The 20,459-nt window shown below is 63.5% G+C and carries 31 protein-coding genes; 1 reads left to right on the top strand and 30 read right to left on the bottom strand.

Annotation, left to right across the window (positions count from 1 at the left end; translation table 11 throughout):
* Positions 1-77: 77 nt before the first annotated feature.
* From ACVINW_RS27675 to rpsL, 30 genes are all read right to left on the bottom strand, one after another.
* Positions 78-1,097, bottom strand: a complete 1,020-nt coding sequence (locus ACVINW_RS27675; protein ID WP_018272129.1) for a DNA-directed RNA polymerase subunit alpha — start codon at positions 1,095-1,097, stop codon at positions 78-80.
* 130 nt (positions 1,098-1,227) lie between these two features.
* Positions 1,228-1,617, bottom strand: a complete 390-nt coding sequence (gene rpsK / locus ACVINW_RS27670; RefSeq protein ID WP_006021048.1) for a 30S ribosomal protein S11 — start codon at positions 1,615-1,617, stop codon at positions 1,228-1,230.
* 114 nt (positions 1,618-1,731) lie between these two features.
* A complete protein-coding gene (gene rpsM, locus ACVINW_RS27665) occupies positions 1,732-2,100 on the bottom strand; it encodes a 30S ribosomal protein S13 (RefSeq protein ID WP_016843766.1) in 369 nt (122 codons plus the stop codon).
* Positions 2,101-2,279: 179 nt separating this feature from the next.
* Entirely contained in the window at positions 2,280-3,173 is an 894-nt protein-coding gene (locus tag ACVINW_RS27660) for an adenylate kinase (protein WP_456754202.1), read from the bottom strand.
* Positions 3,174-3,244: 71 nt separating this feature from the next.
* A complete protein-coding gene (gene secY / locus ACVINW_RS27655) occupies positions 3,245-4,579 on the bottom strand; it encodes a preprotein translocase subunit SecY (RefSeq protein ID WP_456754201.1) in 1,335 nt (444 codons plus the stop codon).
* Between the two features lie 158 nt (positions 4,580-4,737).
* Positions 4,738-5,226, bottom strand: coding sequence for a 50S ribosomal protein L15 (rplO, locus tag ACVINW_RS27650; protein ID WP_456754200.1), 489 nt, complete (start codon positions 5,224-5,226; stop codon positions 4,738-4,740).
* Positions 5,227-5,247: 21 nt separating this feature from the next.
* Entirely contained in the window at positions 5,248-5,439 is a 192-nt protein-coding gene (rpmD, locus tag ACVINW_RS27645) for a 50S ribosomal protein L30 (protein WP_024578582.1), read from the bottom strand.
* A gap of 35 nt (positions 5,440-5,474) precedes the next feature.
* Complete coding sequence (rpsE, locus tag ACVINW_RS27640) at positions 5,475-6,050, bottom strand: 30S ribosomal protein S5 (protein ID WP_139862949.1); 576 nt, start codon at positions 6,048-6,050, stop codon at positions 5,475-5,477.
* A gap of 58 nt (positions 6,051-6,108) precedes the next feature.
* The gene (gene rplR / locus ACVINW_RS27635; protein WP_456754199.1) at positions 6,109-6,468 is read right to left on the bottom strand and encodes a 50S ribosomal protein L18; all 360 of its coding nucleotides are present in this window, start codon (positions 6,466-6,468) and stop codon (positions 6,109-6,111) included.
* Positions 6,469-6,479: 11 nt separating this feature from the next.
* On the bottom strand, positions 6,480-7,013 hold the full coding sequence (gene rplF, locus ACVINW_RS27630) for a 50S ribosomal protein L6 (RefSeq protein WP_024578581.1): 534 nt from the start codon (positions 7,011-7,013) through the stop codon (positions 6,480-6,482).
* 14 nt (positions 7,014-7,027) lie between these two features.
* Positions 7,028-7,426, bottom strand: coding sequence for a 30S ribosomal protein S8 (gene rpsH, locus ACVINW_RS27625; RefSeq protein ID WP_021081651.1), 399 nt, complete (start codon positions 7,424-7,426; stop codon positions 7,028-7,030).
* A 16-nt stretch (positions 7,427-7,442) separates the two neighbouring features.
* Complete coding sequence (gene rpsN / locus ACVINW_RS27620) at positions 7,443-7,748, bottom strand: 30S ribosomal protein S14 (RefSeq protein WP_016843757.1); 306 nt, start codon at positions 7,746-7,748, stop codon at positions 7,443-7,445.
* Between the two features lie 46 nt (positions 7,749-7,794).
* The gene (gene rplE, locus ACVINW_RS27615; RefSeq protein WP_106318314.1) at positions 7,795-8,352 is read right to left on the bottom strand and encodes a 50S ribosomal protein L5; all 558 of its coding nucleotides are present in this window, start codon (positions 8,350-8,352) and stop codon (positions 7,795-7,797) included.
* Positions 8,345-8,659 (bottom strand): 50S ribosomal protein L24, encoded by a 315-nt coding sequence (rplX, locus tag ACVINW_RS27610; protein ID WP_456754198.1) that lies wholly within the window; start codon positions 8,657-8,659, stop codon positions 8,345-8,347. The genes rplE and rplX overlap by 8 nt, the downstream gene beginning before the upstream one ends.
* Positions 8,659-9,027: a 50S ribosomal protein L14 gene (rplN, locus tag ACVINW_RS27605; protein ID WP_011473865.1), complete on the bottom strand. Its 369-nt coding sequence runs from the start codon at positions 9,025-9,027 to the stop codon at positions 8,659-8,661. The genes rplX and rplN overlap by 1 nt, the downstream gene beginning before the upstream one ends.
* Before the next feature lie 75 nt (positions 9,028-9,102).
* Complete coding sequence (gene rpsQ / locus ACVINW_RS27600) at positions 9,103-9,351, bottom strand: 30S ribosomal protein S17 (protein WP_016843754.1); 249 nt, start codon at positions 9,349-9,351, stop codon at positions 9,103-9,105.
* A gap of 9 nt (positions 9,352-9,360) precedes the next feature.
* On the bottom strand, positions 9,361-9,567 hold the full coding sequence (gene rpmC / locus ACVINW_RS27595; protein WP_021081654.1) for a 50S ribosomal protein L29: 207 nt from the start codon (positions 9,565-9,567) through the stop codon (positions 9,361-9,363).
* 5 nt (positions 9,568-9,572) lie between these two features.
* A complete protein-coding gene (gene rplP / locus ACVINW_RS27590) occupies positions 9,573-9,986 on the bottom strand; it encodes a 50S ribosomal protein L16 (protein ID WP_016843752.1) in 414 nt (137 codons plus the stop codon).
* A 30-nt stretch (positions 9,987-10,016) separates the two neighbouring features.
* Entirely contained in the window at positions 10,017-10,718 is a 702-nt protein-coding gene (rpsC, locus tag ACVINW_RS27585) for a 30S ribosomal protein S3 (RefSeq protein ID WP_018272135.1), read from the bottom strand.
* A gap of 20 nt (positions 10,719-10,738) precedes the next feature.
* Positions 10,739-11,125, bottom strand: coding sequence for a 50S ribosomal protein L22 (rplV, locus tag ACVINW_RS27580; RefSeq protein ID WP_018272136.1), 387 nt, complete (start codon positions 11,123-11,125; stop codon positions 10,739-10,741).
* Positions 11,126-11,135: 10 nt separating this feature from the next.
* Positions 11,136-11,414, bottom strand: a complete 279-nt coding sequence (gene rpsS, locus ACVINW_RS27575) for a 30S ribosomal protein S19 (protein ID WP_018272137.1) — start codon at positions 11,412-11,414, stop codon at positions 11,136-11,138.
* A gap of 12 nt (positions 11,415-11,426) precedes the next feature.
* A complete protein-coding gene (gene rplB, locus ACVINW_RS27570; protein WP_050402252.1) occupies positions 11,427-12,260 on the bottom strand; it encodes a 50S ribosomal protein L2 in 834 nt (277 codons plus the stop codon).
* A gap of 12 nt (positions 12,261-12,272) precedes the next feature.
* Positions 12,273-12,572, bottom strand: coding sequence for a 50S ribosomal protein L23 (locus ACVINW_RS27565; RefSeq protein WP_376964080.1), 300 nt, complete (start codon positions 12,570-12,572; stop codon positions 12,273-12,275).
* The gene (rplD, locus tag ACVINW_RS27560) at positions 12,569-13,189 is read right to left on the bottom strand and encodes a 50S ribosomal protein L4 (protein WP_456754197.1); all 621 of its coding nucleotides are present in this window, start codon (positions 13,187-13,189) and stop codon (positions 12,569-12,571) included. Before rplD ends, ACVINW_RS27565 begins: the two co-directional genes overlap by 4 nt.
* Position 13,190: 1 nt before the next feature.
* The gene (gene rplC, locus ACVINW_RS27555) at positions 13,191-13,910 is read right to left on the bottom strand and encodes a 50S ribosomal protein L3 (protein WP_456754196.1); all 720 of its coding nucleotides are present in this window, start codon (positions 13,908-13,910) and stop codon (positions 13,191-13,193) included.
* 54 nt (positions 13,911-13,964) lie between these two features.
* On the bottom strand, positions 13,965-14,273 hold the full coding sequence (gene rpsJ, locus ACVINW_RS27550) for a 30S ribosomal protein S10 (protein WP_002712302.1): 309 nt from the start codon (positions 14,271-14,273) through the stop codon (positions 13,965-13,967).
* A gap of 84 nt (positions 14,274-14,357) precedes the next feature.
* Entirely contained in the window at positions 14,358-15,548 is a 1,191-nt protein-coding gene (gene tuf / locus ACVINW_RS27545) for an elongation factor Tu (protein WP_021081658.1), read from the bottom strand.
* Positions 15,549-15,587: 39 nt separating this feature from the next.
* A complete protein-coding gene (gene fusA / locus ACVINW_RS27540) occupies positions 15,588-17,660 on the bottom strand; it encodes an elongation factor G (RefSeq protein ID WP_456754195.1) in 2,073 nt (690 codons plus the stop codon).
* Between the two features lie 30 nt (positions 17,661-17,690).
* Positions 17,691-18,161 (bottom strand): 30S ribosomal protein S7, encoded by a 471-nt coding sequence (gene rpsG / locus ACVINW_RS27535; protein ID WP_050402248.1) that lies wholly within the window; start codon positions 18,159-18,161, stop codon positions 17,691-17,693.
* Positions 18,162-18,176: 15 nt separating this feature from the next.
* Positions 18,177-18,548, bottom strand: coding sequence for a 30S ribosomal protein S12 (gene rpsL / locus ACVINW_RS27530; RefSeq protein WP_028168167.1), 372 nt, complete (start codon positions 18,546-18,548; stop codon positions 18,177-18,179).
* A 697-nt stretch (positions 18,549-19,245) separates the two neighbouring features.
* Between rpsL and ACVINW_RS27525 the strand changes: the two genes are divergently transcribed.
* A complete protein-coding gene (locus ACVINW_RS27525; RefSeq protein WP_456754194.1) occupies positions 19,246-20,454 on the top strand; it encodes an FAD-dependent oxidoreductase in 1,209 nt (402 codons plus the stop codon).
* Positions 20,455-20,459 lie beyond the last annotated feature (5 nt).

The raw sequence follows: 20,459 nt of genomic DNA, 5'->3' as shown, positions 1-20,459 counted from the left end.
CGTTCGCCCAAGACAGCGAATAGCGAATGGCGAGTAGCGAATGGTGTTCTATTCGCTATTCGCCACTCCCAATTCGCTCAGTAATGATCCTCGAAGCGCTTGGCGAGCTCGTCGATGTTCTCCGGCGGCCAGCCCGGCACTTCCATGCCGAGGTGCAGACCCATCTGGGCCAGCACTTCCTTGATCTCGTTCAGCGACTTGCGGCCGAAGTTCGGGGTGCGGAGCATTTCCGCTTCCGACTTCTGCACGAGGTCGCCGATATAGACGATGTTGTCGTTCTTCAGGCAGTTTGCCGAACGCACCGACAGCTCGAGCTCGTCGACCTTCTTGAGGAACGCCGGATTGAACGCGAGATCGGGGATGATCTCCTGCGTGACTTCCTTGCGCGGCTCTTCGAAGTTGACGAACACGTTGAGCTGATCCTGCAGGATGCGCGCGGCATAGGCCACCGCGTCCTCCGGCGTGATCGCGCCGTTGGTCTCGATCGTCATGGTCAGCTTGTCGTAGTCGAGGATCTGGCCCTCACGGGTGTTCTCGACCTTGTAGGACACCTTGCGGACCGGCGAGAACAGGCTGTCGACCGGGATCAGGCCGATCGGCGCATCCTCGGGCCGATTGCGCTCGGCGGCGACGTAGCCCTTGCCGGTCGTGACCGTGAACTCCATGCGGATCTCGGCGCCGTCGTCCAGCGTGCAGAGCTGCAGGTCGGGGTTGAGCACGGTGACGTCGCCGACGGTCTGGATGTCGCCGGCGGTGACGGCGCCCGGGCCCTGCTTCTTCACGACCATGCGCTTCGGGCCTTCGCCCTGCATCTTGATCGAGATGTCCTTGATGTTGAGCACGATGTCGGTGACGTCTTCACGGACACCGGCGATCGAGGAGAACTCGTGCAGCACGCCATCGATGTGCACCGACTGCACCGCGGCGCCCTGCAGCGAGGACAGCAGGATGCGGCGCAGCGCGTTGCCGAGCGTCTGGCCGAAGCCACGCTCGAGCGGCTCGGCGACCACGGTGGCGAACCGGCTCGCGTCCGAGCCCGGCGTCACCTGCAGCTTGTTCGGTCGAATGAGTTCTTGCCAATTTTTCTGGATCGTCACTTTTTCACCCTTTGCCGGTCGTTCGGGCCACGCGAATGGCCGAGCCTGGCGTTGGAGATCGCGGATCAGTCCGCGCGGTCAATTCCAAAAACCATCGCAGGGCGGCCAAGGGCCGCCCGCGACTTACAGATCAAACGCGCCGACGCTTGCGCGGACGGCAGCCATTGTGCGGGATCGTGGTCACGTCGCGGATCGAGGTGACGGTGAAGCCCGCAGCCTGCAGCGCGCGCAGCGCCGACTCACGGCCCGAACCCGGGCCGGCCACTTCAACCTCCAGCGTGCGCATGCCGTGTTCCTGCGCTTTCTTGGAGACGTCTTCGGCCGCGACCTGCGCGGCATAGGGGGTCGACTTGCGCGAGCCCTTGAAGCCCATCGTGCCGGCCGACGACCAGGCGATGGTGTTGCCCTGCGCGTCGGTGATGGTGATGGTCGTGTTGTTGAACGACGAATTCACGTGCGCGATGCCGGAGGCGATGTTCTTGCGTTCGCGGCGGCGTACGCGGGTGGCTTCCTTGCCCATTTCAAACCTTTCCTGTGATCTCAACGCCGCCGTAGTGCCAGCGGCTACACCTCAAAACGCAAATAGCGAGTAGCGAATTTCGATTCGCTACCCCCCACCTGCAATTCGCAAAACTTACTTCTTCTTGCCGGCGATCGCCTTGGCCGGCCCCTTGCGCGTGCGCGCATTGGTGTGGGTGCGCTGGCCGCGGACCGGCAGACCGCGGCGGTGACGCAGGCCGCGATAGCAGCCGAGGTCCATCAGCCGCTTGATGTTGATGCCGACCTCGCGACGGAGGTCGCCCTCGACCAGATAGTCGCGGTCGATGACTTCGCGGATCTGGAGGACCTCCTGGTCGGTCAACTGATTGACGCGACGGTCCACCGGGATCTTCACCTTCTCCATGATGTCGGCCGCGTTCTTCTGGCCGATGCCATGGATGTACTGAAGCGCGATCAGCACGCGCTTGTTGGTCGGAATGTTGACGCCGGCAATACGGGCCACGGACTTCTCTCCTGTCGCCGCTCCATCACGGATACGGGCTTCTCAAGTTCTTGCTACTTGCGGGCTTGTGTCCACAAACGCGAACACGACGCCCACCCCTCATGTCCTTTGGGGCCCGGCATCGTCATAAAACTATCCACTTGGATGCGGGGCTTATTAAAGGATTCATGTCGGTTTCGTCAACCGCTCCTAGCGTTTAGCTCGCTTTTTCGTGAGCTTTTTGCGGCCTTTTTGGCGGTCTTTGCCCCCTTCCGGGCGTTCGCCGCGCGAGCGGCCTTCTTTGGGGCTTTCTTGGCAGTCTTCCCGGCAGCCTTCTTGGCCGCTTTGGCCTTGGAGGGCGCCTTGGCGGCCTTCCGAGCAGGCTTTGCGGCTTTTTGGGCCGCCTTGGCTGCCTTCTTGGCCGGTTTCTTCGCTGTCTTCTTCACCGTCTTGGCGGCCTTCTTGGCCGCCTTGGGGGCGTGATCCTCGTGTTCCCGGGGTTCCAGCGCGCCGAGCGCGGTCAGGATCCGGTTGATCTCGCGGGTGACGTGCTCGATGGTCATCATGCCATCGACCGTCAAAAGCTTCCGCCGCTCCGAGTAATAGTGAATCAGCGGTTCCGTCAGCGAGCGGTACTGCGCCAGCCGCTTGGTCAGCACTTCCGGCGTGTCGTCGAGGCGGACTTCCTCGCCGCGGGCGCGGGTCTCTTCGGCACGCTTCTCGACGCGGGCGAGCAGCGCGCTCTCGTTGACGCGCAGCTCGACGACGGCGTCGAGCTTGAGGTGCTTCTTCCGCAGCAGCTCGTCGAGCGCCTCGGCCTGCGGCACGGTGCGCGGGAAACCGTCCAGGATGAAACCCTTCTTGGCGTCGGGCTCCTCGATCCGGTCGGCGATGATTCCCACCACCACCTCGTCGGGCACCAGGCCGCCATTGGCCATGATCTCCTTGGCCTGCAAGCCGACCGGGGTGCCTGCGGCAACCGCTGCGCGCAGCATCTCGCCGGTCGAGAGCTGAACGATGCCGTGCCGGTGCACCAGCCGCTGCGCCTGGGTTCCCTTGCCCGAGCCCGGCGGCCCCAAAAGGATCAATCTCATATCTGTTTCGCCCCCCGGCTAGGTGGGCGACGTCCGCACACCTGTGTTTTGAGTTTGGCGCCGCGCCGCGATCAGCGGCGGCGGCCTCCCCTGAGCTTCGACTTCCTGATCAGCCCTTCATACTGATGAGCGAGCAGATAGCCCTGCACCTGCGACACCGTATCCATCGTCACGCTGACGACGATCAGGAGCGAGGTGCCGCCAAAGTAGAACGGGACCGAAGCGTAGGAAATCAGAATTTCGGGAATCAGGCAGACGATCGCCAGATAGATCGCACCGAGCACCGTGATGCGCGACAGCACGTAGTCGATGTATTCCGCGGTGCGCTCACCGGGCCGGATGCCCGGGATGAAGCCGCCATGCTTCTTGAGATTGTCCGCGGTCTCGGTCGGGTTGAACACGATCGCGGTGTAGAAGAAGGCGAAGAACACGATCAGCGCCAGATAGAGCAGCAGGAACAGCGGGCGGCCGTGGCTGAGCTGGGTGGTGAGCCACTGGAACCACTCCGGACCCTTGCCGGCGTTGAAGTTCGCAACCGTGGTCGGCAGCAGCAGCAGCGACGAGGCGAAGATCGGCGGAATCACGCCGGAGGTATTGAGCTTGAGCGGCAGATGCGAGGACTGGCCCTCGAACATCTTGTTGCCGACCTGGCGCTTCGGATACTGGATCAGCAGCCGGCGCTGGGCGCGTTCCATGAACACGATGAAGGCGATCACCGCGACCGCCATCACGATGACGATCAGGATCAGGCCGGTCGACATCGCGCCCTGGCGGCCGAGTTCCAGCATGTTGGCGAGTGCCGACGGCAGCTCGGCGACGATGCCGGACAGGATGATCAGCGAGATGCCGTTGCCGATGCCGCGCGAGGTGATCTGCTCGCCGAGCCACATCAGGAACATGGTGCCGCCGGTCAGCGTGATCGCGGTCGAGATCCGGAAGAACATGCCGGGGTCGCTGACGACATTGCCGGCGCCTTCGAGGCCGATCGCGATACCGTAGGACTGGAACAGCGCCAGGATCACCGTCAGATAGCGGGTGTACTGGTTCAGCGTCTTGCGGCCCGCCTCGCCTTCCTTCTTCAGCGCCTCGAGCTGCGGCGACACGGTGGTCAACAGCTGCACGATGATCGATGCCGAGATGTACGGCATGATGTTGAGCGCGAAGATCGCCATGCGGTGGATGCCGCCGCCGGCGAACATGTTGAACATGCCGAGGATGCCGCCGGACTGGCTGCGGAACACCTGCTCCCAGATGTTGGGATCGATGCCCGGCAGCGGGATGTAGGTGCCCAGCCGATAAACAAGCAGCGCACCCAGCGTGAACCAGATGCGCTTCTTCAGCTCGTCGGCTTTCGCCAGAGATCCGAAATTGAGGTTGGCTGCGAGTTGTTCGGCTGCTGAGACCATGTTCGGCTTTCTCCCGGAGCCCCCTATGCCCACCGCCCCGAGAACTCGTTCTGTTGGGGTGGTCGGCAGACACCGGACATTATCTGGTGCTCGGCCTCGATAAGTCCATCATTCGATCTGCGGATTGCCCGCGCAGGCCGCGGGCAATGACGCAGATGTTACGCGGCTTCGCCTTCTTCCTTGGCGGGGGCCAGGATCTTGACCGAGCCGCCGGCCTTCTCGACCGCGGCAATGGCCGACTTGGAAGCGCCGTGCACTTCGATGGTCAGCTTGGCCTTGATTTCGCCGCGGCCGAGCAGCAGCCGCAGGCCGTCCTTGGCGCGGCGCAGCACGCCGGCCTTGACCAGCGTCTCGACGTTCACCGTCGCGCCCGCATCGACCAGCTTATTGTCGATCGCTTCCTGCAGACGGTCGAGATTGATCTCGGCGAAGTCGAGCCGGAAGATGTTGTTGAAGCCGCGCTTCGGCAGACGGCGATGCATCGGCATCTGGCCGCCTTCGAAACCCTTGATGCGGACGCCCGAACGCGCGGTCTGGCCCTTGCCGCCGCGGCCCGAGGTCTTGCCCTTGCCGGAACCGATGCCACGGCCGACACGCATGCGCTTCTTGCGCGAGCCGGCGTTGTCGGCGATATCGCTGAGCTTCATCGCCCTTCTCCTTATCTCTGCTTACTCGCCGACGACGCGGACGAGATGCTGAACCTTGCTGATCATGCCGCGAACTTCAGGGGTGTCCTGCAGCTCGGCAACCCGGCCGATCTTGTTGAGCTTGAGGCCGATCAGCGTCGAACGCTGCGAGTGATGGCGGCGGATCGCGCTGCCGGTCTGCTCGACCTTGATCGTCTTGCTGGCCTTGGCCATCGTCTTGAACTCCAGAAAGCGCTGGTCGCGCGGGGTTATTCCGCCACCGCTTCAGCGTCGCCGCCGACGCGGCGCGACTGCAGGGTGGAGACCTTGATGTTGCGGCGCGCAGCCACCGAGCGCGGCGAATCCTGATGCTTCAGCGCGTCGAAGGTCGCGCGAACCATGTTGTAGGGATTCGACGAGCCGATCGACTTCGCCACCACGTCCTGGATGCCGAGCGTCTCGAACACCGCGCGCATCGGGCCGCCGGCGATGATGCCGGTACCGGCCGGAGCGGCACGCAGATAGACGCGGCCGGCGCCATGACGGCCGGCGATGTCGTGATGCAGCGTGCGGCCTTCGCGCAGCGCGACGCGAGTCAGGTTGCGCTTCGCCGATTCGGTCGCCTTGCGGATCGCTTCCGGCACTTCGCGCGCCTTGCCGTGGCCGAAACCGACCCGGCCCTTCTGATCGCCGATCACGACCAGCGCCGCAAAGCCGAAGCGCTTGCCGCCCTTGACGACCTTCGCCACGCGATTGATGTGGACGAGCTTGTCGACGAACTCGCTGTCGCGCTCCTCGCGCTCCCTGCTCCGTTCGCGTCCGCCGCGTTCGCGTTCACCTGCCATGGTGTTTTCCAATCTCTAGGAGGCCCGAAGCCTCTTTCCTTGTAATCGTTCGATTCGTTTAGAAGCTCAATCCGCCTTCACGCGCCGCATCCGCGAGCGCCTTGACGCGCCCGTGATAGATGTAGGCGCCGCGATCGAACACGACTTCCTTGACACCCTTCTGCGCCGCGCGCTCGGCGAGCAGCTTGCCGACCGCCTTCGCCGCATCGATGTCGGCGCCGGTCTTGCCGGCGTCGCGCATGGTCTTCTCCAGCGACGAGGCGGACGCCAGCGTCTCGCCCTTCTGGTCGTCGATGACCTGGGCGTAGATGTGCTTGGACGAGCGGAACACCGACAGCCGCGGACGGCCGCCAGCCGAGCGGCGAATTGCAAGGCGCACGCGCTGCTTGCGCCGGGCATTCGTAACCTTGAGTGACATGACCGGCTCCGTTACTTCTTCTTGCCTTCCTTGCGGAAGATGAATTCGTTGGCGTACTTCACGCCCTTGCCCTTGTAGGGCTCCGGCGGACGGTAGGCGCGGATCTCGGCGGCGACCTGGCCGACGCGCTGCGGATCGTTGCCGGTGATCGTGATCTCGGTCGGCTTCGGCACCGCGATGGTGATGCCTTCCGGGATCGCGTAGACCACGTCGTGGCTGTAGCCGAGCGCGAGCTGCAGGTTCTTGCCCTGCATCGCGGCGCGGTAGCCGACGCCGGTGATCTCGAGCTTCTTCTCGAAGCCCTTGGTGACGCCCTCGACGAGGTTGGCGACCTGCGCGCGCGCGGTGCCGTACATCGCCTGCGCGCGGTTGGTCTTGACGCGCGGAGCGACCTTGACCTGGCCGTTCTCGAACTTCACCTCGACGTCGTCATGCACGACGAACTGAAGCTGGCCCTTCGGCCCCTTCACCTTCACCGTCTGGCCCTCGACGGTCGCCGTCACACCCGACGGGATCGCCACCGGCCGCTTGCCGATACGTGACATCGTAAAATCCTTCCTCAGAACACCGTGAAGAGAACTTCGCCGCCCACGTTGGCGTCGCGCGCCTCGTGGTCAGCCATGATCCCCTTCGGCGTCGACAACACCGAAATGCCGAGACCGTTGTTCACGCGCGGCAGGTTCTTCACCGAGGCGTAAACGCGGCGGCCCGGCTTCGACACCCGCTCGATCTCGCGGATGACGGGCTCGCCGTCGAAATACTTCAGCTCGATCTCGAGCTCGCTGCGGCCCGAGGCATGCTCGACGCTGGCGTAGCCGCGGATGTAACCCTCGGACTTCAGCACTTCGAGCACGTTGGCGCGCATCTTCGAGCCCGGGCTCGAGACCTTGGACTTCGAACGCATCTGCGCGTTGCGGATGCGGGTGATGAGATCGCTGATCGGATCGTGCGTAGACATGGTTCCGACCCTCCCCTTACCAGCTCGACTTCACGAGGCCGGGAACCAGGCCCTTGGAGCCGAGTTCACGCAGCGCGATGCGCGAGAGCTTGTTCTTGCGATAGTTCGAGCGCGGACGCCCGGTCAGCTCGCAACGGTTGCGGATCCGCGTCGGCGACGAGTTGCGCGGCATCTCGGCGAGCTTCAGCGTCGCCGCGAAGCGCTCTTCCATCGGCTTGGTCTTGTCGGCGATGATCGCCTTCAGCTTCTCGCGGCGCGGGCCGGCGTTCTTCGCCATCCGCTTGCGCCGGTTGTTCTTCTCGACTGAACTCTTCTTTGCCATGCTTGGCTCCTGGGTATCCGCGTTTGAGTGGCTTTGGCTCAGCTACTCACTGCCGGAACGGGAAATTGAAAGCGGTCAACAAGGCGCGCGCCTCGTCGTCGGTCTTGGCGGTGGTGCAGACCGTGATGTCCATGCCACGCGCTTCCGAGACCTTGTCGAAGTCGATCTCGGGGAAAATGATGTGCTCCTTGATGCCGAGCGAATAGTTGCCGCGGCCGTCGAAGCTCTTCGGGTTCAGGCCGCGGAAGTCACGGACGCGGGGCAGCGCCACGTTCACCAGGCGGTCGATGAACTCGTACATATGGGCCTTGCGCAGCGTGACCTTGCAGCCGATCGGCTGGTTCTCACGCAGCTTGAAGGTCGCGATCGCGATCCGCGAATAGGTCACGATCGCCTTCTGGCCGGCGATCTGGGTCAGCTCGGCGGCGGCGGTCTCGGCCTTCTTGCGGTCGTTGACGGAATCGCCAACGCCCATGTTCAGCACGACCTTGTCGAGCCGCGGCACCTGCATCACGTTGGCATAACCGAACTTCTCGGTCATCATGCCGCGGATCTTCTTGTCGTACTCCGTGCGCAGGCGCGGAATGTAAGCGGTATCAGCCATCGATCTCTGCTCCCGAGCTCTTGGCAACACGAACCTTCTTGCCATCGGCCTGAATCTTGAACCCAATGCGGGTCGGCTTGCCGTCCTTGCCGACATACGCAATGTTGGACAGGTGGATCGGCGCCTCCTTGGAGATGATGCCGCCTTCCTGGGTCTGGCTCTGCTTCTGGTGACGCTTCACCATGTTGATGCCGCGAACCAGCGCCTTGTTCTCGTCCGGACGCACCTCGAACACCTCGCCGGTGCGACCCTTGTCGCGGCCGGTGAGCACCATCACCTTGTCGCCCTTGCGGATCTTGGCAGCCATCACAGCACCTCCGGCGCGAGCGAAATGATCTTCATGTGGTTCTTGGCGCGCAGCTCGCGCGGCACCGGCCCGAAGATACGGGTGCCGACCGGCTCGGACTGATTGTTGATCAGCACGGCGGCGTTGCGGTCGAAACGGATCACCGAACCGTCGGCGCGGCGGATGTCCTTGCGGACCCGGACCACGACGGCCTTCATAACGTCGCCCTTCTTCACCTTGCCACGCGGAATGGCTTCCTTGATCGACACAACGATAACGTCGCCCACGGTGGCATAGCGGCGCTTGGAACCTCCAAGAACCTTGATGCACATGACACGGCGTGCGCCAGAATTATCGGCCACGTCGAGGTTGGTCTGCATCTGAATCATTGATGCACCTCGTCCTCTTTCTGCGCTTTAGCGCGCTCAAAATTTCCCTGAAGTACTTCGGCCAGGCCGAAGAAATCAGGCCGTTTTCTTGTGTTCGCCCCGGACCACGGTCCAGCGCTTCAGCTTCGAGATCGGCTTCGATTCCTCGATCCAGACCATGTCGCCCGGCTTGAACTGGTTGTTCTCGTCGTGCGCGTGGTAGTTCTTGGAACGGCGGATCGTCTTCTTGTAGATCGGGTGGGTGAAGCGGCGATCGACGCGCACCACGATCGTCTTGGCTTGCTTGTCGCTGACGACCACGCCCTGCAGAGTACGTTTCGGCATAGCGGCCCCTTACTTCTTCTTCGCGCGCAGCTGCGCGGCGATGGTCTTGATACGAGCGATATCGCGGCGGGCTTCCCGCATCCGCGAGGTGTTCTCCAGCTGCCCGGTGGCGCGCTGGAAACGCAGGTTGAAGCGTTCCTTCTTCAGGTTCAGGACCGCGTCTTCCCGCTGGTCGTCGCTCATCGCGCGAATGTCTTCAACTTTCATCTCGGCCATGGCGATTACTCCGCAATGCGCGCGACGAAGCGCGTCTTGATCGGCAGCTTGGCGGCGGCGAGCGACAGTGCTTCCTTGGCGGTCTGCACCGGCACGCCGTCGATCTCGAACATCACGCGGCCCGGCTTGATCCGGACCACCCACAATTCCGGCGCACCCTTGCCGGAGCCCATGCGGACTTCGGCGGGCTTCTTCGACACCGGCACGTCCGGGAACACGCGGATCCAGACGCGGCCGGCGCGCTTCATGTGACGGGTCAGCGCGCGGCGGGCGGCTTCGATCTGACGGGCGGTGACGCGCTCAGGCTCCATCGCCTTCAGGCCGAACTGGCCGAACGCCAACGTCGCGCCAGAGGTCGCAACGCCGTGGATACGGCCCTTATGCGCCTTCCGGAACTTCGTTTTCTTAGGTTGCATCATGGCTTTAAGCCCTCAAATTCCTGCTTTGCCTCAAGCGGCGTCGCGGCGCGAACGCGGCGTGTTGTCGCCTTCGGCCATCTTCTTGTCCTGGGCCATCGGATCGTGCTCGAGGATCTCGCCCTTGAAGATCCAGACCTTGACGCCGCAGGTGCCGAAGGTCGTGAACGCGGTGGCAACGCCGTAGTCGACGTCGGCGCGCAGGGTGTGCAGCGGCACGCGACCTTCGCGATACCACTCCATGCGCGCGATTTCGGCGCCGCCGAGACGGCCCGAGCAGTTGATGCGGATGCCCTCGGCGCCGAGACGCATCGCCGACTGCACGGCACGCTTCATGGCGCGGCGGAACGCAACGCGGCGCTCGAGCTGCTGGGCGATCGATTCGGCGACCAGGGTCGCGTCGAGCTCCGGCTTGCGGATCTCGACGATGTTGATCACGACGTCCGACGAGGTGATGTCGGCAACCTTCTTGCGCAGCTTGTCGATGTCGGCGCCCTTCTTGCCGATCACGACGCCCGGACGGGCCGAGTGGATCGTCACGCGGCACTTCTTGTGCGGACGCTCGATCACGATGCGGGCGACAGCCGCCTGCTTGAGCTCCTTGTGCAGGATCTCGCGGATCTTGACGTCCTCGTGCAGGAGCTTGCCGTATTCCTGCTTGCCGGCGAACCAACGGGAGTCCCAGGTCCGGTTGATGCCGAGACGCAGCCCGATTGGATTGATCTTTTGACCCATCGTCTTCTCCTGCGCCCTTCTTAGGCGCTTGCCTCGGCCTCGACCTGACGAACCACGATGGTCAGGTGCGAGAACGGTTTGAACACACGGCCCGAACGGCCACGGCCGCGCGGAGCAAAACGCTTCATCACGATGCCGTTGCCGACATGCGCCTCGGCAACGACGAGATCGTCGACATCGAGGTCATGGTTGTTCTCGGCGTTGGCGATCGCCGATTCCAGGCACTTCTTGACGTCGACCGCGATCCGCTTGCGCGAGAACTGCAGGTCGGCGAGCGCAGCGGACGCCTTGCGGCCGCGGATCAGCTGCGCCACCAGGTTCAGCTTCTGCGGGCTGACGCGCAGCATGCGGGCGACGGCCTTGGCCTCATTGTCCGCGAGGCTACGTTCGCGCTTTGGTTTGCTCATCGTCTATTCCTCAAGCCTTCTTGGCTTTCTTGTCGCCCGAGTGGCCGTGGAAGGTCCGGGTCGGCGAGAACTCGCCGAACTTGTGACCCACCATTTCCTCGTTGATCGCCACCGGCACATGCTTCTGGCCGTTGTAGACACCGAAGGTCAGGCCGACGAACTGCGGCAGGATGGTGGAGCGGCGGCTCCAGATCTTGATGACGTCGTGACGGCCGGACGCGCGGGCGGCATCTGCCTTCTTGAGCAGAGAACCCTCGACGAACGGGCCTTTCCAGACTGAACGAACCATGTCCGGCGTTCCTTACTTCTTCCGCTTGTGGCGGCTGAGGAGAATGAATTTGTTGGTCGACTTGTTGGTGCGGGTCTTCTTGCCCTTGGTCGGCTTGCCCCACGGAGTAACCGGGTGACGACCGCCCGAGGTACGACCTTCACCACCGCCGTGCGGATGGTCGATCGGGTTCATGACGACGCCGCGGTTGTGCGGACGCCAGCCGAGCCAGCGGGTACGACCGGCCTTGCCGATCGAGATGTTCATGTGGTCCGGGTTCGAGACCGCGCCGATCGTGCCGCGGCAACGGCCGTGCACCAGACGCTGCTCGCCCGAGTTCAGGCGGACGATGACGTAGTCCTGGTCGCGGCCGACGATCTGGGCGTAGGTGCCGGCGGAACGCGCCAGCTGACCGCCCTTGCCGATCTTCAGCTCGATGTTGTGCACGATGGTGCCGACCGGCATGTTGCCGAGCGGCATGACGTTGCCCGGCTTGACGTCGACATAGTTGCCGGCGACGACGGTGTCGCCCGCCGCCAGACGCTGCGGCGCCAGGATGTAGGCCAGCTCGCCGTCCTGATACTTGATCAGCGCGATGAACGCGGTGCGGTTCGGATCGTATTCGAGCCGCTCCACGACCGCCGGCACGTCCACCTTGTCGCGGCGGAAGTCGACGGTGCGGTAGGCCTTCTTGTGGCCGCCGCCGCGGAAACGCACGGTGATGCGACCGGTGTTGTTGCGACCGCCATTACCGAGCTTGCCCTCGGTCAGGGTCTTCACCGGCTTGCCCTTGTAGAGCGCCGAACGATCGACCATGACCAGCTGGCGCTGGCCCGGCGTCGTGGGATTGTAGGTTTTCAATGCCATCGTCGTTGCGCCTTATAGTCCGGTAGTCACGTCGATGCGGTGGCCCTCTTCCAGGGTCACGATCGCGCGCTTGGTGTCCGACTGCGAGCCGAGATTGCCGCGGAACACCTTGGTCTTGCCCTTGCGAACGAGGGTGTTGACGCTCTTCACCTTGACGTCGAACAGCTTCTCGACCGCTTCCTTGATCTGCGGCTTGGTCGCCTTGCTGGCGACCTTGAACAGCACCTTGTTGTGCTCGGAGGCGAGCGTCGCCTTTTCGGTCACGACAGGAGCGACGATCACGTCGTAATGGCGCGGGTCGATGTTCTTCATTTGAAGCGCGCCTCCAGCGCATCAACCGCAGCCTTGGTCAGCACCAGCTTGTGGCGGCGGAGAATGTCGTAGACGTTGATGCCCTGGATCGGCAGCACGTCGATGTTCGGGATGTTGCGGGCCGCGGTCGCGAAACCGGCGTTGAGCTCGGCGCCGTCGATGATCAGCGCGTTGGTGAGCCCGAGGCCGGAGAAGTGACCGAGCAGCGCCTTGGTCTTGGCGGCCTCGAGCGCGGCGTTGTCGATCACGATCAACCCGCCGTCCTTGGCCTTGGCCGACAGCGCATGCTTGAGCGCCAGCGCGCGCACCTTCTTCGGCAGGTCGGTCGCATGGGAGCGAACCACCGGACCGAACGCACGGCCACCGCCGCGGAACTGCGGCACGCGGGCCGAGCCGTGACGGGCGCCGCCGGTGCCCTTCTGCTTGTACATCTTCTTGCCGGTGCGCCAGACGTCGGCGCGGCCCTGGGCCTTGTGGGTGCCGGCCTGACGCTTGTTCAGCTGCCACTGCACGCAGCGCTGGATGAGGTCGGCGCGCGGCTCCAGGCCGAAGATCGCGTCAGAGAGCTGAACGGATCCGGCGTCCTTGCCTTCAAGGGTCGTGACTTTCAGTTCCATCTCACGCGCCCTCCTTCTCGGCCGCAGCCTCGACAGCCTCGCCGCCGGCAACCTTGAACTTGCCGGGCTTCGGGGCTTCCTTCGGCAGCGGCTTCTTGACGGCGTCGCGCACCGAGATCCAGCCGCCCTTGGAGCCGGGAACGGCGCCTTCGACGAGGATCAGGCCGCGCTCGACGTCGGTCTGCACCACGCGCAGATTGAGCGTGGTGATGCGGTCGACGCCCATGTGGCCGGGCATCTTCTTGTTCTTCCAGGTCTTGCCGGGGTCCTGACGGCCACCGGTCGAACCGATCGAACGGTGCGAGATCGACACACCGTGGGTGGCGCGCAGACCGCCGAAATTCCAGCGCTTCATGCCGCCGGCGAAGCCCTTACCGATCGAGGTGCCGGTCACGTCGACGAACTGGCCGACCACGAAATGGTCCGCCTGGATTTCCGCGCCGACCGGGATCAGCGCGTCCTCGGACACGCGGAACTCGGCGACCTTGCGCTTCGGCTCGACCTTGGCGACCGCGAACTGGCCGCGTTCGGCCTTGGGCATGTACACGGTCTTGCGGGCGCCCGAGCCGAGCTGAAGCGCGACATAGCCGTTCTTCTCGGTCGTGCGGTGGCCCAGCACCTGGCAGTTGCCCAACTTCAGCACGGTCACAGGGATATGTTCGCCGGTCTCCGTAAAGACCCGCGTCATCCCGACCTTTTGTGCGATCACTCCGGAGCGCATCGGCGTGCTTCCTGTCTTTCTGTCCGCAAGCGGCGGACGTAAAAATCCAAAACCTTAGAGCTTGATCTCGACGTCGACACCGGCGGCCAGGTCGAGCTTCATCAGCGCATCGACGGTCTGCGGGGTCGGGTCGACAATGTCGAGGAGGCGCTTGTGGGTGCGCATCTCGAATTGCTCGCGGCTCTTCTTGTCAACGTGCGGCGAACGGTTGACGGTGAACTTCTCGATGCGGGTCGGCAGCGGAATCGGTCCGCGAACCTGCGCACCGGTGCGCTTCGCCGTGTTCACGATCTCGCGGGTCGACGTATCGAGGATTCGATGGTCGAACGCCTTGAGACGGATGCGAATATTTTGGCCGTTCATTGCCGTATTCTTTCTTTAGTGAGTGGCGAGTAGCGAATAGCGAATGGTGACCCACCCGCTACTCGCCATTCCCTATTCGCGTAGTTACTCGATGATCGCGGCGACGACGCCGGCGCCGACGGTGCGGCCGCCTTCGCGGATCGCGAAGCGCAGCTTCTCTTCCATCGCGATCGGCACGATCAGGTGCACTTCCATCGCGATGTTGTCGCCCGGCATCACCATCTCGGTGCCTTCCGGCAGATGCACGACACCGGTCACGTCGGTGGTGCGGAAGTAGAACTGCGGACGGTAGTTGGTGAAGAACGGGGTGTGACGACCGCCCTCTTCCTTGGTGAGGATGTAGGCCTCAGCCTTGAACTTGGTGTGCGGCTTGACCGAACCGGGCTTGCACAGCACCTGGCCACGCTCGACTTCCTCGCGCTTGGTGCCGCGGAGCAGCGCACCGATGTTGTCGCCGGCCTGGCCCTGATCGAGCAGCTTGCGGAACATTTCGACGCCGGTGACGATGGTCTTCTGGGTGTCGCGGATACCGACGATTTCGATTTCCTCGCCGACCTTGATCACGCCGCGCTCGACACGGCCGGTGACGACGGTGCCGCGGCCCGAGATCGAGAACACGTCTTCAACCGGCATCAGGAACGGCTGGTCGATCGGACGCTCCGGTTGCGGGATGTACTCGTCGACATTGCGCATCAGCTCGAGGATGGCGTCGTGGCCGAGCTTCTTGTCCTTGTCTTCGAGGGCGGCGAGCGCCGAGCCCTTGATGATCGGAATGTCGTCGCCCGGAAATTCGTACTTCGAGAGCAGCTCGCGGACTTCCATCTCGACGAGCTCGAGCAGCTCCGGATCGTCGACCATGTCGCACTTGTTGAGGAACACGACCAGCGCGGGCACGCCGACCTGGCGGGCGAGCAGGATGTGCTCGCGGGTCTGCGGCATCGGGCCGTCAGCAGCCGACACGACCAGGATCGCGCCGTCCATCTGGGCAGCGCCGGTGATCATGTTCTTCACGTAGTCGGCGTGGCCGGGGCAATCGACGTGAGCGTAGTGGCGGTTCTGCGTCTCGTACTCGACGTGAGCGGTCGAGATCGTGATGCCGCGCGCCTTCTCTTCCGGCGCCTTGTCGATCTGGTCGTAGGCGGTGAACGTCGCGCCGCCGGTTTCTGCGAGCACCTTGGTGATCGCTGCGGTCAGCGAGGTCTTGCCATGGTCGACGTGACCGATGGTGCCGATGTTGCAGTGGGGCTTGTTACGCTCGAATTTAGCTTTGGCCATTTGACTCTCCGTTCAATCGTTGACTGCCATCAACGACAATCAGGCAAACTTCTTCTGGACTTCAGCCGACACGTTCGCCGGAGCTTCGGCGTAGTGATCGAACTGCATGGTGAAGGTCGCGCGCCCCTGGCTCATCGAGCGCAGGTTGTTCACGTAACCGAACATGTTCATGAGCGGCACCATCGCATTGATGACGTTGGCGTTGCCGCGCATGTCTTGGCCCTGGATCTGGCCGCGCCGGGAATTCAGGTCGCCGATGACCGAACCGGTGTAGTCTTCCGGGGTCACGACCTCGACCTTCATGATCGGCTCGAGCAGAACGGACTTGCCCTTCGTCAGCGCCTCGCGGAACGCAGCCCGCGACGCGATTTCGAACGCCAGCGCCGAGGAGTCGACGTCGTGGTACTTGCCGTCGACCAGCTGCACCTTGACGTCCACCACCGGGAAGCCGGCGACCACGCCGGAGCCCATCACGCTGTTGAGGCCCTTTTCGACGCCGGGGATGTATTCCTTCGGCACCGCACCGCCGACGATCTTCGATTCGAACTCATAGCCCTTGCCGGGCTCGTTCGGCTCGACGACGATCGACACTTCGGCGAACTGACCGGTACCGCCGGTCTGCTTCTTGTGCGTGTACTTGACTTCGGCCTTCTTGGTGACGCGCTCACGGAACGCCACCTGCGGCGCGCCGATGTTGGCGTCGACCTTGTAGGTACGCTTGAGGATGTCGACCTTGATGTCGAGATGCAGTTCGCCCATGCCCTTGAGGATGGTCTGGCCGGACTCGGTGTCGGTCGACACGCGGAACGACGGATCCTCCGCCGCGAGCTTGGCCAGCGCCACGCCGAGCTTTTCCTGGTCGGCCTTCGACTTCGGCTCGATCGCGATCTCGATCACCGGCTCCGGGAATTCCATTTTCTCGAGGATGACCGGCTTGTCGGGATCGCACAGCGTGTCGCCGGTGCGCGCTTCCTTCAGGCCCGCCAGCGCGACGATGTCGCCGGCATAGGCTTCCTTGATGTCTTCGCGGTTGTTCGCATGCATCAGCAGCATGCGGCCGATACGTTCCTTCTTCTCGCGGGTCGAGTTCACCACGCCGGTGCCCGACTGCAGAACGCCGGAATAGATGCGGCAGAACGTGATGGTGCCGACGAACGGGTCGTCCATGATCTTGAACGCGAGCAGCGCCAGCGGCTCCTTGTCGTCCGCCTTGCGTACGACTTCGTTACCGTCCTCATCGGTGCCCTTGATCGCGGGCACGTCGATCGGCGACGGCAGATAGTCGACGACGGCGTCGAGCAGCGGCTGCACGCCCTTGTTCTTGAACGCGGAGCCGCACAGCACCGGGTAGAACGCGCCGGTCAGCACGGCCTTGCGGATCAGGCGCTTCAGGGTCGCCTCGTCCGGCTCCTTGCCGTCGAGATAGGCGGCCATGGCGTCGTCGTCGAGCTCGACGGCGGCTTCCACCATCTTCTCGCGGTATTCCTTGGCCTGCTCGACCAGATCTTCCGGAATGTCGACATAGTCGAACTTGGCGCCGAGCGATTCATCGTTCCAGATGACGCCCTTCATCTTCACGAGGTCGACGAGACCCTTGAAGTTGCTCTCGGCGCCGATCGGAAGCTGGATCGCGATCGGCTTGGCGCCGAGGCGGTCGACGATGTCGGACAGGCATTTGAAAAAGTCGGCGCCGGTCTTGTCCATCTTGTTGGCGAAGACGATGCGCGGAACCTTGTACTTGTCGCCCTGGCGCCAGACGGTCTCGGTCTGCGGCTCGACGCCCTGGTTGGAGTCGAGAACGCAAACGGCGCCGTCGAGCACGCGCAGCGAACGCTCGACTTCAATGGTGAAGTCGACGTGGCCGGGGGTGTCGATGATGTTCAGGCGCTTGCCGTTCCAGAACGCGGTGGTCGCAGCCGAGGTGATCGTGATGCCACGCTCCTGCTCCTGCTCCATCCAGTCCATCGTCGCGGCACCTTCGTGCACTTCGCCGATCTTGTGGCTCTTGCCGGTGTAATACAGGATGCGTTCGGTGGTCGTGGTCTTGCCGGCGTCGATATGCGCCATGATACCGAAGTTGCGGTAGTCCTCGATGGCATGTTGGCGGGGCATGAGACTGTTCCTTAAATTCCGTTATTCGCCTTACCAGCGATAGTGCGAGAACGCGCGGTTGGCTTCCGCCATCCGGTGCACGTCTTCGCGCTTCTTGACGGCGTTGCCGCGATTGTTCGAGGCGTCGAGCAGCTCCGCCGAGAGACGCTCCGTCATGGTCTTCTCGTTGCGCTCGCGGGCGGCCGAGATCAGCCAGCGGATGCCGAGCGCCTGACGGCGCACCGAACGCACTTCGACCGGAACCTGGTAGGTCGCGCCGCCGACGCGGCGGGAACGGACCTCGATGGTCGGCATGACGTTCTCGAGCGCCTGCTCGAACACGCCGAGCGGCGGCTGCTTGGTCTTGGCTTCGATCATGCCGAGCGCACCGTAGACGATGTTTTCGGCGACCGACTTCTTCCCGGCGTACATCACCGAGTTCATGAACTTCGTAATGATGACGTTCCCGAACTTCGGATCCGGAAGAACTTCACGCTTCTCAGCAGAGTGGCGACGCGACATCTGATCGTTTCCCGCTTACTTCGGACGCTTTGCGCCGTACTTCGAACGGCGCTGCTTACGGTTCTTGACGCCCTGGGTATCCAGCACGCCGCGGAGGATGTGGTAGCGCACGCCGGGCAAGTCCTTGACGCGACCGCCGCGGATCATGACCACCGAGTGCTCCTGCAGGTTATGGCCTTCACCCGGGATGTAGCCGATCACCTCGAAGCCGTTGGTCAGGCGCACCTTGGCGACCTTGCGAAGCGCCGAGTTCGGCTTCTTCGGGGTCGTGGTGTAGACGCGCGTGCACACGCCGCGCTTCTGCGGCGACTGCTGCAGCGCCGGCACCTTCTTACGCGACTTCTGCACTTCACGCGGTTTTGCGATCAGCTGGTTGATCGTCGGCATGTAGCCTTCACCCTTTAGTTCGCGAAGCCTTGAATGGCTGCGCCAATTCTTCTCGGGAAAAGCCGTCCCGTACGGCCCGCTCGACGCGAATCAAATACCCGCGCAAAGCGAAATCGCGCCAACCACTCATCGCTGAGCGGAAAGCGCTTCGACGCCACAGAGGACCGCGATCCCGAACCGATCAGCGTTCGCTGTTCAGTCCGCCACCGAGGTCATGCATCCGAAATCAATCTCAAGAGGACGAGCTCAAGAGAACCAATATCGTCCTGGCATTGCCTAGCTATCATCGACAGCGTTTGAGCGGCATTCGTCGAGGTTGGTGCCCGTCCGGCTCCTGAAAAAGGGCCTTCGGGGTGTTCCGTTCCGACGCTGGCGAGCTCACCGCCTGTCGTTAAGTGGGCGCCTTGTATAATCGAGAGATAGTGAAGTCAAGCAAAACGACAAGCAAAGAAATGCCTCTGGCACTTGCGGATTTCGCATTTCTCCGACGCTCGGGGCAAGGCGAAATGTGGCAGCCGCCACGCCTCCCCTCGCTCCAATCCGAATCTCCGGCCTATCAGCGGAATCATATTTCATCCGGGTAAAATAAGAATAGAAACAACTCTCCCCAACTTAGTCCCGAAGGCAAACTTCGAAACTAAGCCTTTATTTGCCATTCGCAGCGCAAAAATCGCGGTCACGGCCACGGAAAGCTCTCATGCGGTACACCGACATCGCGATCATCGGCGGAGGTCTTGCGGGCTCGACCGCAGCCGCCATGCTCGGCCGTGCCGGGATACCGAGCCTCCTGATCGACCCTCACCAGGTCTATCCATTCGATTTCCGCGTCGAAAAGATCGGCGGCGACCTCCAGCTTGCGCGGTTCGCCAGGACCGGGCTGGCCGAATCCGTGCTCCGTTCGGCGACGCTGGACGGCGAGAACTGGATCGCGCGATTCGGCCACCTGCTCGATCGGCAGCCGAGCCGGCAATACGGCATCATGTACGACGACCTGATCGCGGCGATCCGGGCCGAAATCGCGGGGTCGGCGGAATTCGTCTGCGACAAGGTGGTCGAGGTCGCGACCAGCTCCGAGCGGCAGAAGATCGTGCTCGCTGGTGGCGAGGAGATCTCGGCGCGCCTCATCGTGCTCGCCAACGGCCTGAATGTCGGGCTGCGCCGGATGCTCGGCATCGAACGGCTGGTCACCAGCCACTGCCACTCGATCTCGCTCGGGTTCGATTTCGTCCCCGTCGGCCGCCCCGCCTTCCCGTTCGCGGCCATGACCTATTTTTCGGAGCGGCCAAGCGACCTCATCCCGTACATCACGCTGTTTCCGGTCGGAAACCGGATGCGCGCCAACCTCTTCACCTACCGCCCGGCCGACGATCCCTGGCTGCGGGCGATGCGGCGCAATCCGGTCGAGACGCTGAACGCCGCGCTGCCGCGGCTGCGCCGATTGACCGGCGAATTCGGCATTGCCGGCGACATCAAGATCAGGCCCGCCGACGTCTATGTCAGCACCGGCTATCGGCAGGCCGGCGTCGTGCTGGTCGGCGACGCCTTCGCCAGCACCTGCCCGGTCACCGGCACCGGGACCGACAAGGTGTTCACCGACGTGGCCCAGCTCTGCAACGTCCACATCCCGACCTGGCTCGCCACCGACGGCATGGGCGAGGAGAAGATCACCGCGTTCTACGACGATTCGGTCAAGACCGAATGCGACGCCTGGTCGAATGCCAAGGCGTTCGATTTCCGGCAGGTGTCGATCGGCACCACGCCGTACTGGCAGGCCCAGCGCTGGGCGCGTTTCCTCGGCTATCTCGGCCGGGGCTGGTTGCGCCGGCTGCACGGCCCGCCGGCGCCGGCAGCGACCCGACCGGCCAATCAATTCCGGCAACGTCCGCACGCCGCGGACCGGGCGTAAGACGA

The sequence above is a fragment of the Bradyrhizobium sp. USDA 4461 genome (assembly GCF_054055655.1).
Note: the sequence above shows the minus strand (reverse complement) of the source record. Positions and strands in the feature narration are given on the sequence as shown.

Coding starts and splice junctions, on each gene's coding strand:
- rpsK (WP_006021048.1), bottom strand. CDS start 1,617: ATGGGCAAGGAAGCCACCCGCGTACGCCGCCGCGAACGCAAGAACATC.
- ACVINW_RS27660 (WP_456754202.1), bottom strand. CDS start 3,173: ATGAGATTGATCCTTTTGGGGCCGCCGGGCTCGGGCAAGGGAACCCAG.
- secY (WP_456754201.1), bottom strand. CDS start 4,579: ATGGTCTCAGCAGCCGAACAACTCGCAGCCAACCTCAATTTCGGATCT.
- rplO (WP_456754200.1), bottom strand. CDS start 5,226: ATGAAGCTCAGCGATATCGCCGACAACGCCGGCTCGCGCAAGAAGCGC.
- rpmD (WP_024578582.1), bottom strand. CDS start 5,439: ATGGCCAAGGCCAGCAAGACGATCAAGGTCGAGCAGACCGGCAGCGCG.
- rpsE (WP_139862949.1), bottom strand. CDS start 6,050: ATGGCAGGTGAACGCGAACGCGGCGGACGCGAACGGAGCAGGGAGCGC.
- rplR (WP_456754199.1), bottom strand. CDS start 6,468: ATGTCACTCAAGGTTACGAATGCCCGGCGCAAGCAGCGCGTGCGCCTT.
- rplF (WP_024578581.1), bottom strand. CDS start 7,013: ATGTCACGTATCGGCAAGCGGCCGGTGGCGATCCCGTCGGGTGTGACG.
- rpsH (WP_021081651.1), bottom strand. CDS start 7,426: ATGTCTACGCACGATCCGATCAGCGATCTCATCACCCGCATCCGCAAC.
- rpsN (WP_016843757.1), bottom strand. CDS start 7,748: ATGGCAAAGAAGAGTTCAGTCGAGAAGAACAACCGGCGCAAGCGGATG.
- rplE (WP_106318314.1), bottom strand. CDS start 8,352: ATGGCTGATACCGCTTACATTCCGCGCCTGCGCACGGAGTACGACAAG.
- rplX (WP_456754198.1), bottom strand. CDS start 8,659: ATGGCTGCCAAGATCCGCAAGGGCGACAAGGTGATGGTGCTCACCGGC.
- rplN (WP_011473865.1), bottom strand. CDS start 9,027: ATGATTCAGATGCAGACCAACCTCGACGTGGCCGATAATTCTGGCGCA.
- rpsQ (WP_016843754.1), bottom strand. CDS start 9,351: ATGCCGAAACGTACTCTGCAGGGCGTGGTCGTCAGCGACAAGCAAGCC.
- rpmC (WP_021081654.1), bottom strand. CDS start 9,567: ATGGCCGAGATGAAAGTTGAAGACATTCGCGCGATGAGCGACGACCAG.
- rplP (WP_016843752.1), bottom strand. CDS start 9,986: ATGATGCAACCTAAGAAAACGAAGTTCCGGAAGGCGCATAAGGGCCGT.
- rpsC (WP_018272135.1), bottom strand. CDS start 10,718: ATGGGTCAAAAGATCAATCCAATCGGGCTGCGTCTCGGCATCAACCGG.
- rplV (WP_018272136.1), bottom strand. CDS start 11,125: ATGAGCAAACCAAAGCGCGAACGTAGCCTCGCGGACAATGAGGCCAAG.
- rpsS (WP_018272137.1), bottom strand. CDS start 11,414: ATGGTTCGTTCAGTCTGGAAAGGCCCGTTCGTCGAGGGTTCTCTGCTC.
- rplB (WP_050402252.1), bottom strand. CDS start 12,260: ATGGCATTGAAAACCTACAATCCCACGACGCCGGGCCAGCGCCAGCTG.
- ACVINW_RS27565 (WP_376964080.1), bottom strand. CDS start 12,572: ATGAAGAACATCGACCCGCGCCATTACGACGTGATCGTCGCTCCTGTC.
- rplD (WP_456754197.1), bottom strand. CDS start 13,189: ATGGAACTGAAAGTCACGACCCTTGAAGGCAAGGACGCCGGATCCGTT.
- rplC (WP_456754196.1), bottom strand. CDS start 13,910: ATGCGCTCCGGAGTGATCGCACAAAAGGTCGGGATGACGCGGGTCTTT.
- rpsJ (WP_002712302.1), bottom strand. CDS start 14,273: ATGAACGGCCAAAATATTCGCATCCGTCTCAAGGCGTTCGACCATCGA.
- tuf (WP_021081658.1), bottom strand. CDS start 15,548: ATGGCCAAAGCTAAATTCGAGCGTAACAAGCCCCACTGCAACATCGGC.
- fusA (WP_456754195.1), bottom strand. CDS start 17,660: ATGCCCCGCCAACATGCCATCGAGGACTACCGCAACTTCGGTATCATG.
- rpsG (WP_050402248.1), bottom strand. CDS start 18,161: ATGTCGCGTCGCCACTCTGCTGAGAAGCGTGAAGTTCTTCCGGATCCG.
- rpsL (WP_028168167.1), bottom strand. CDS start 18,548: ATGCCGACGATCAACCAGCTGATCGCAAAACCGCGTGAAGTGCAGAAG.
- ACVINW_RS27525 (WP_456754194.1), top strand. CDS start 19,246: ATGCGGTACACCGACATCGCGATCATCGGCGGAGGTCTTGCGGGCTCG.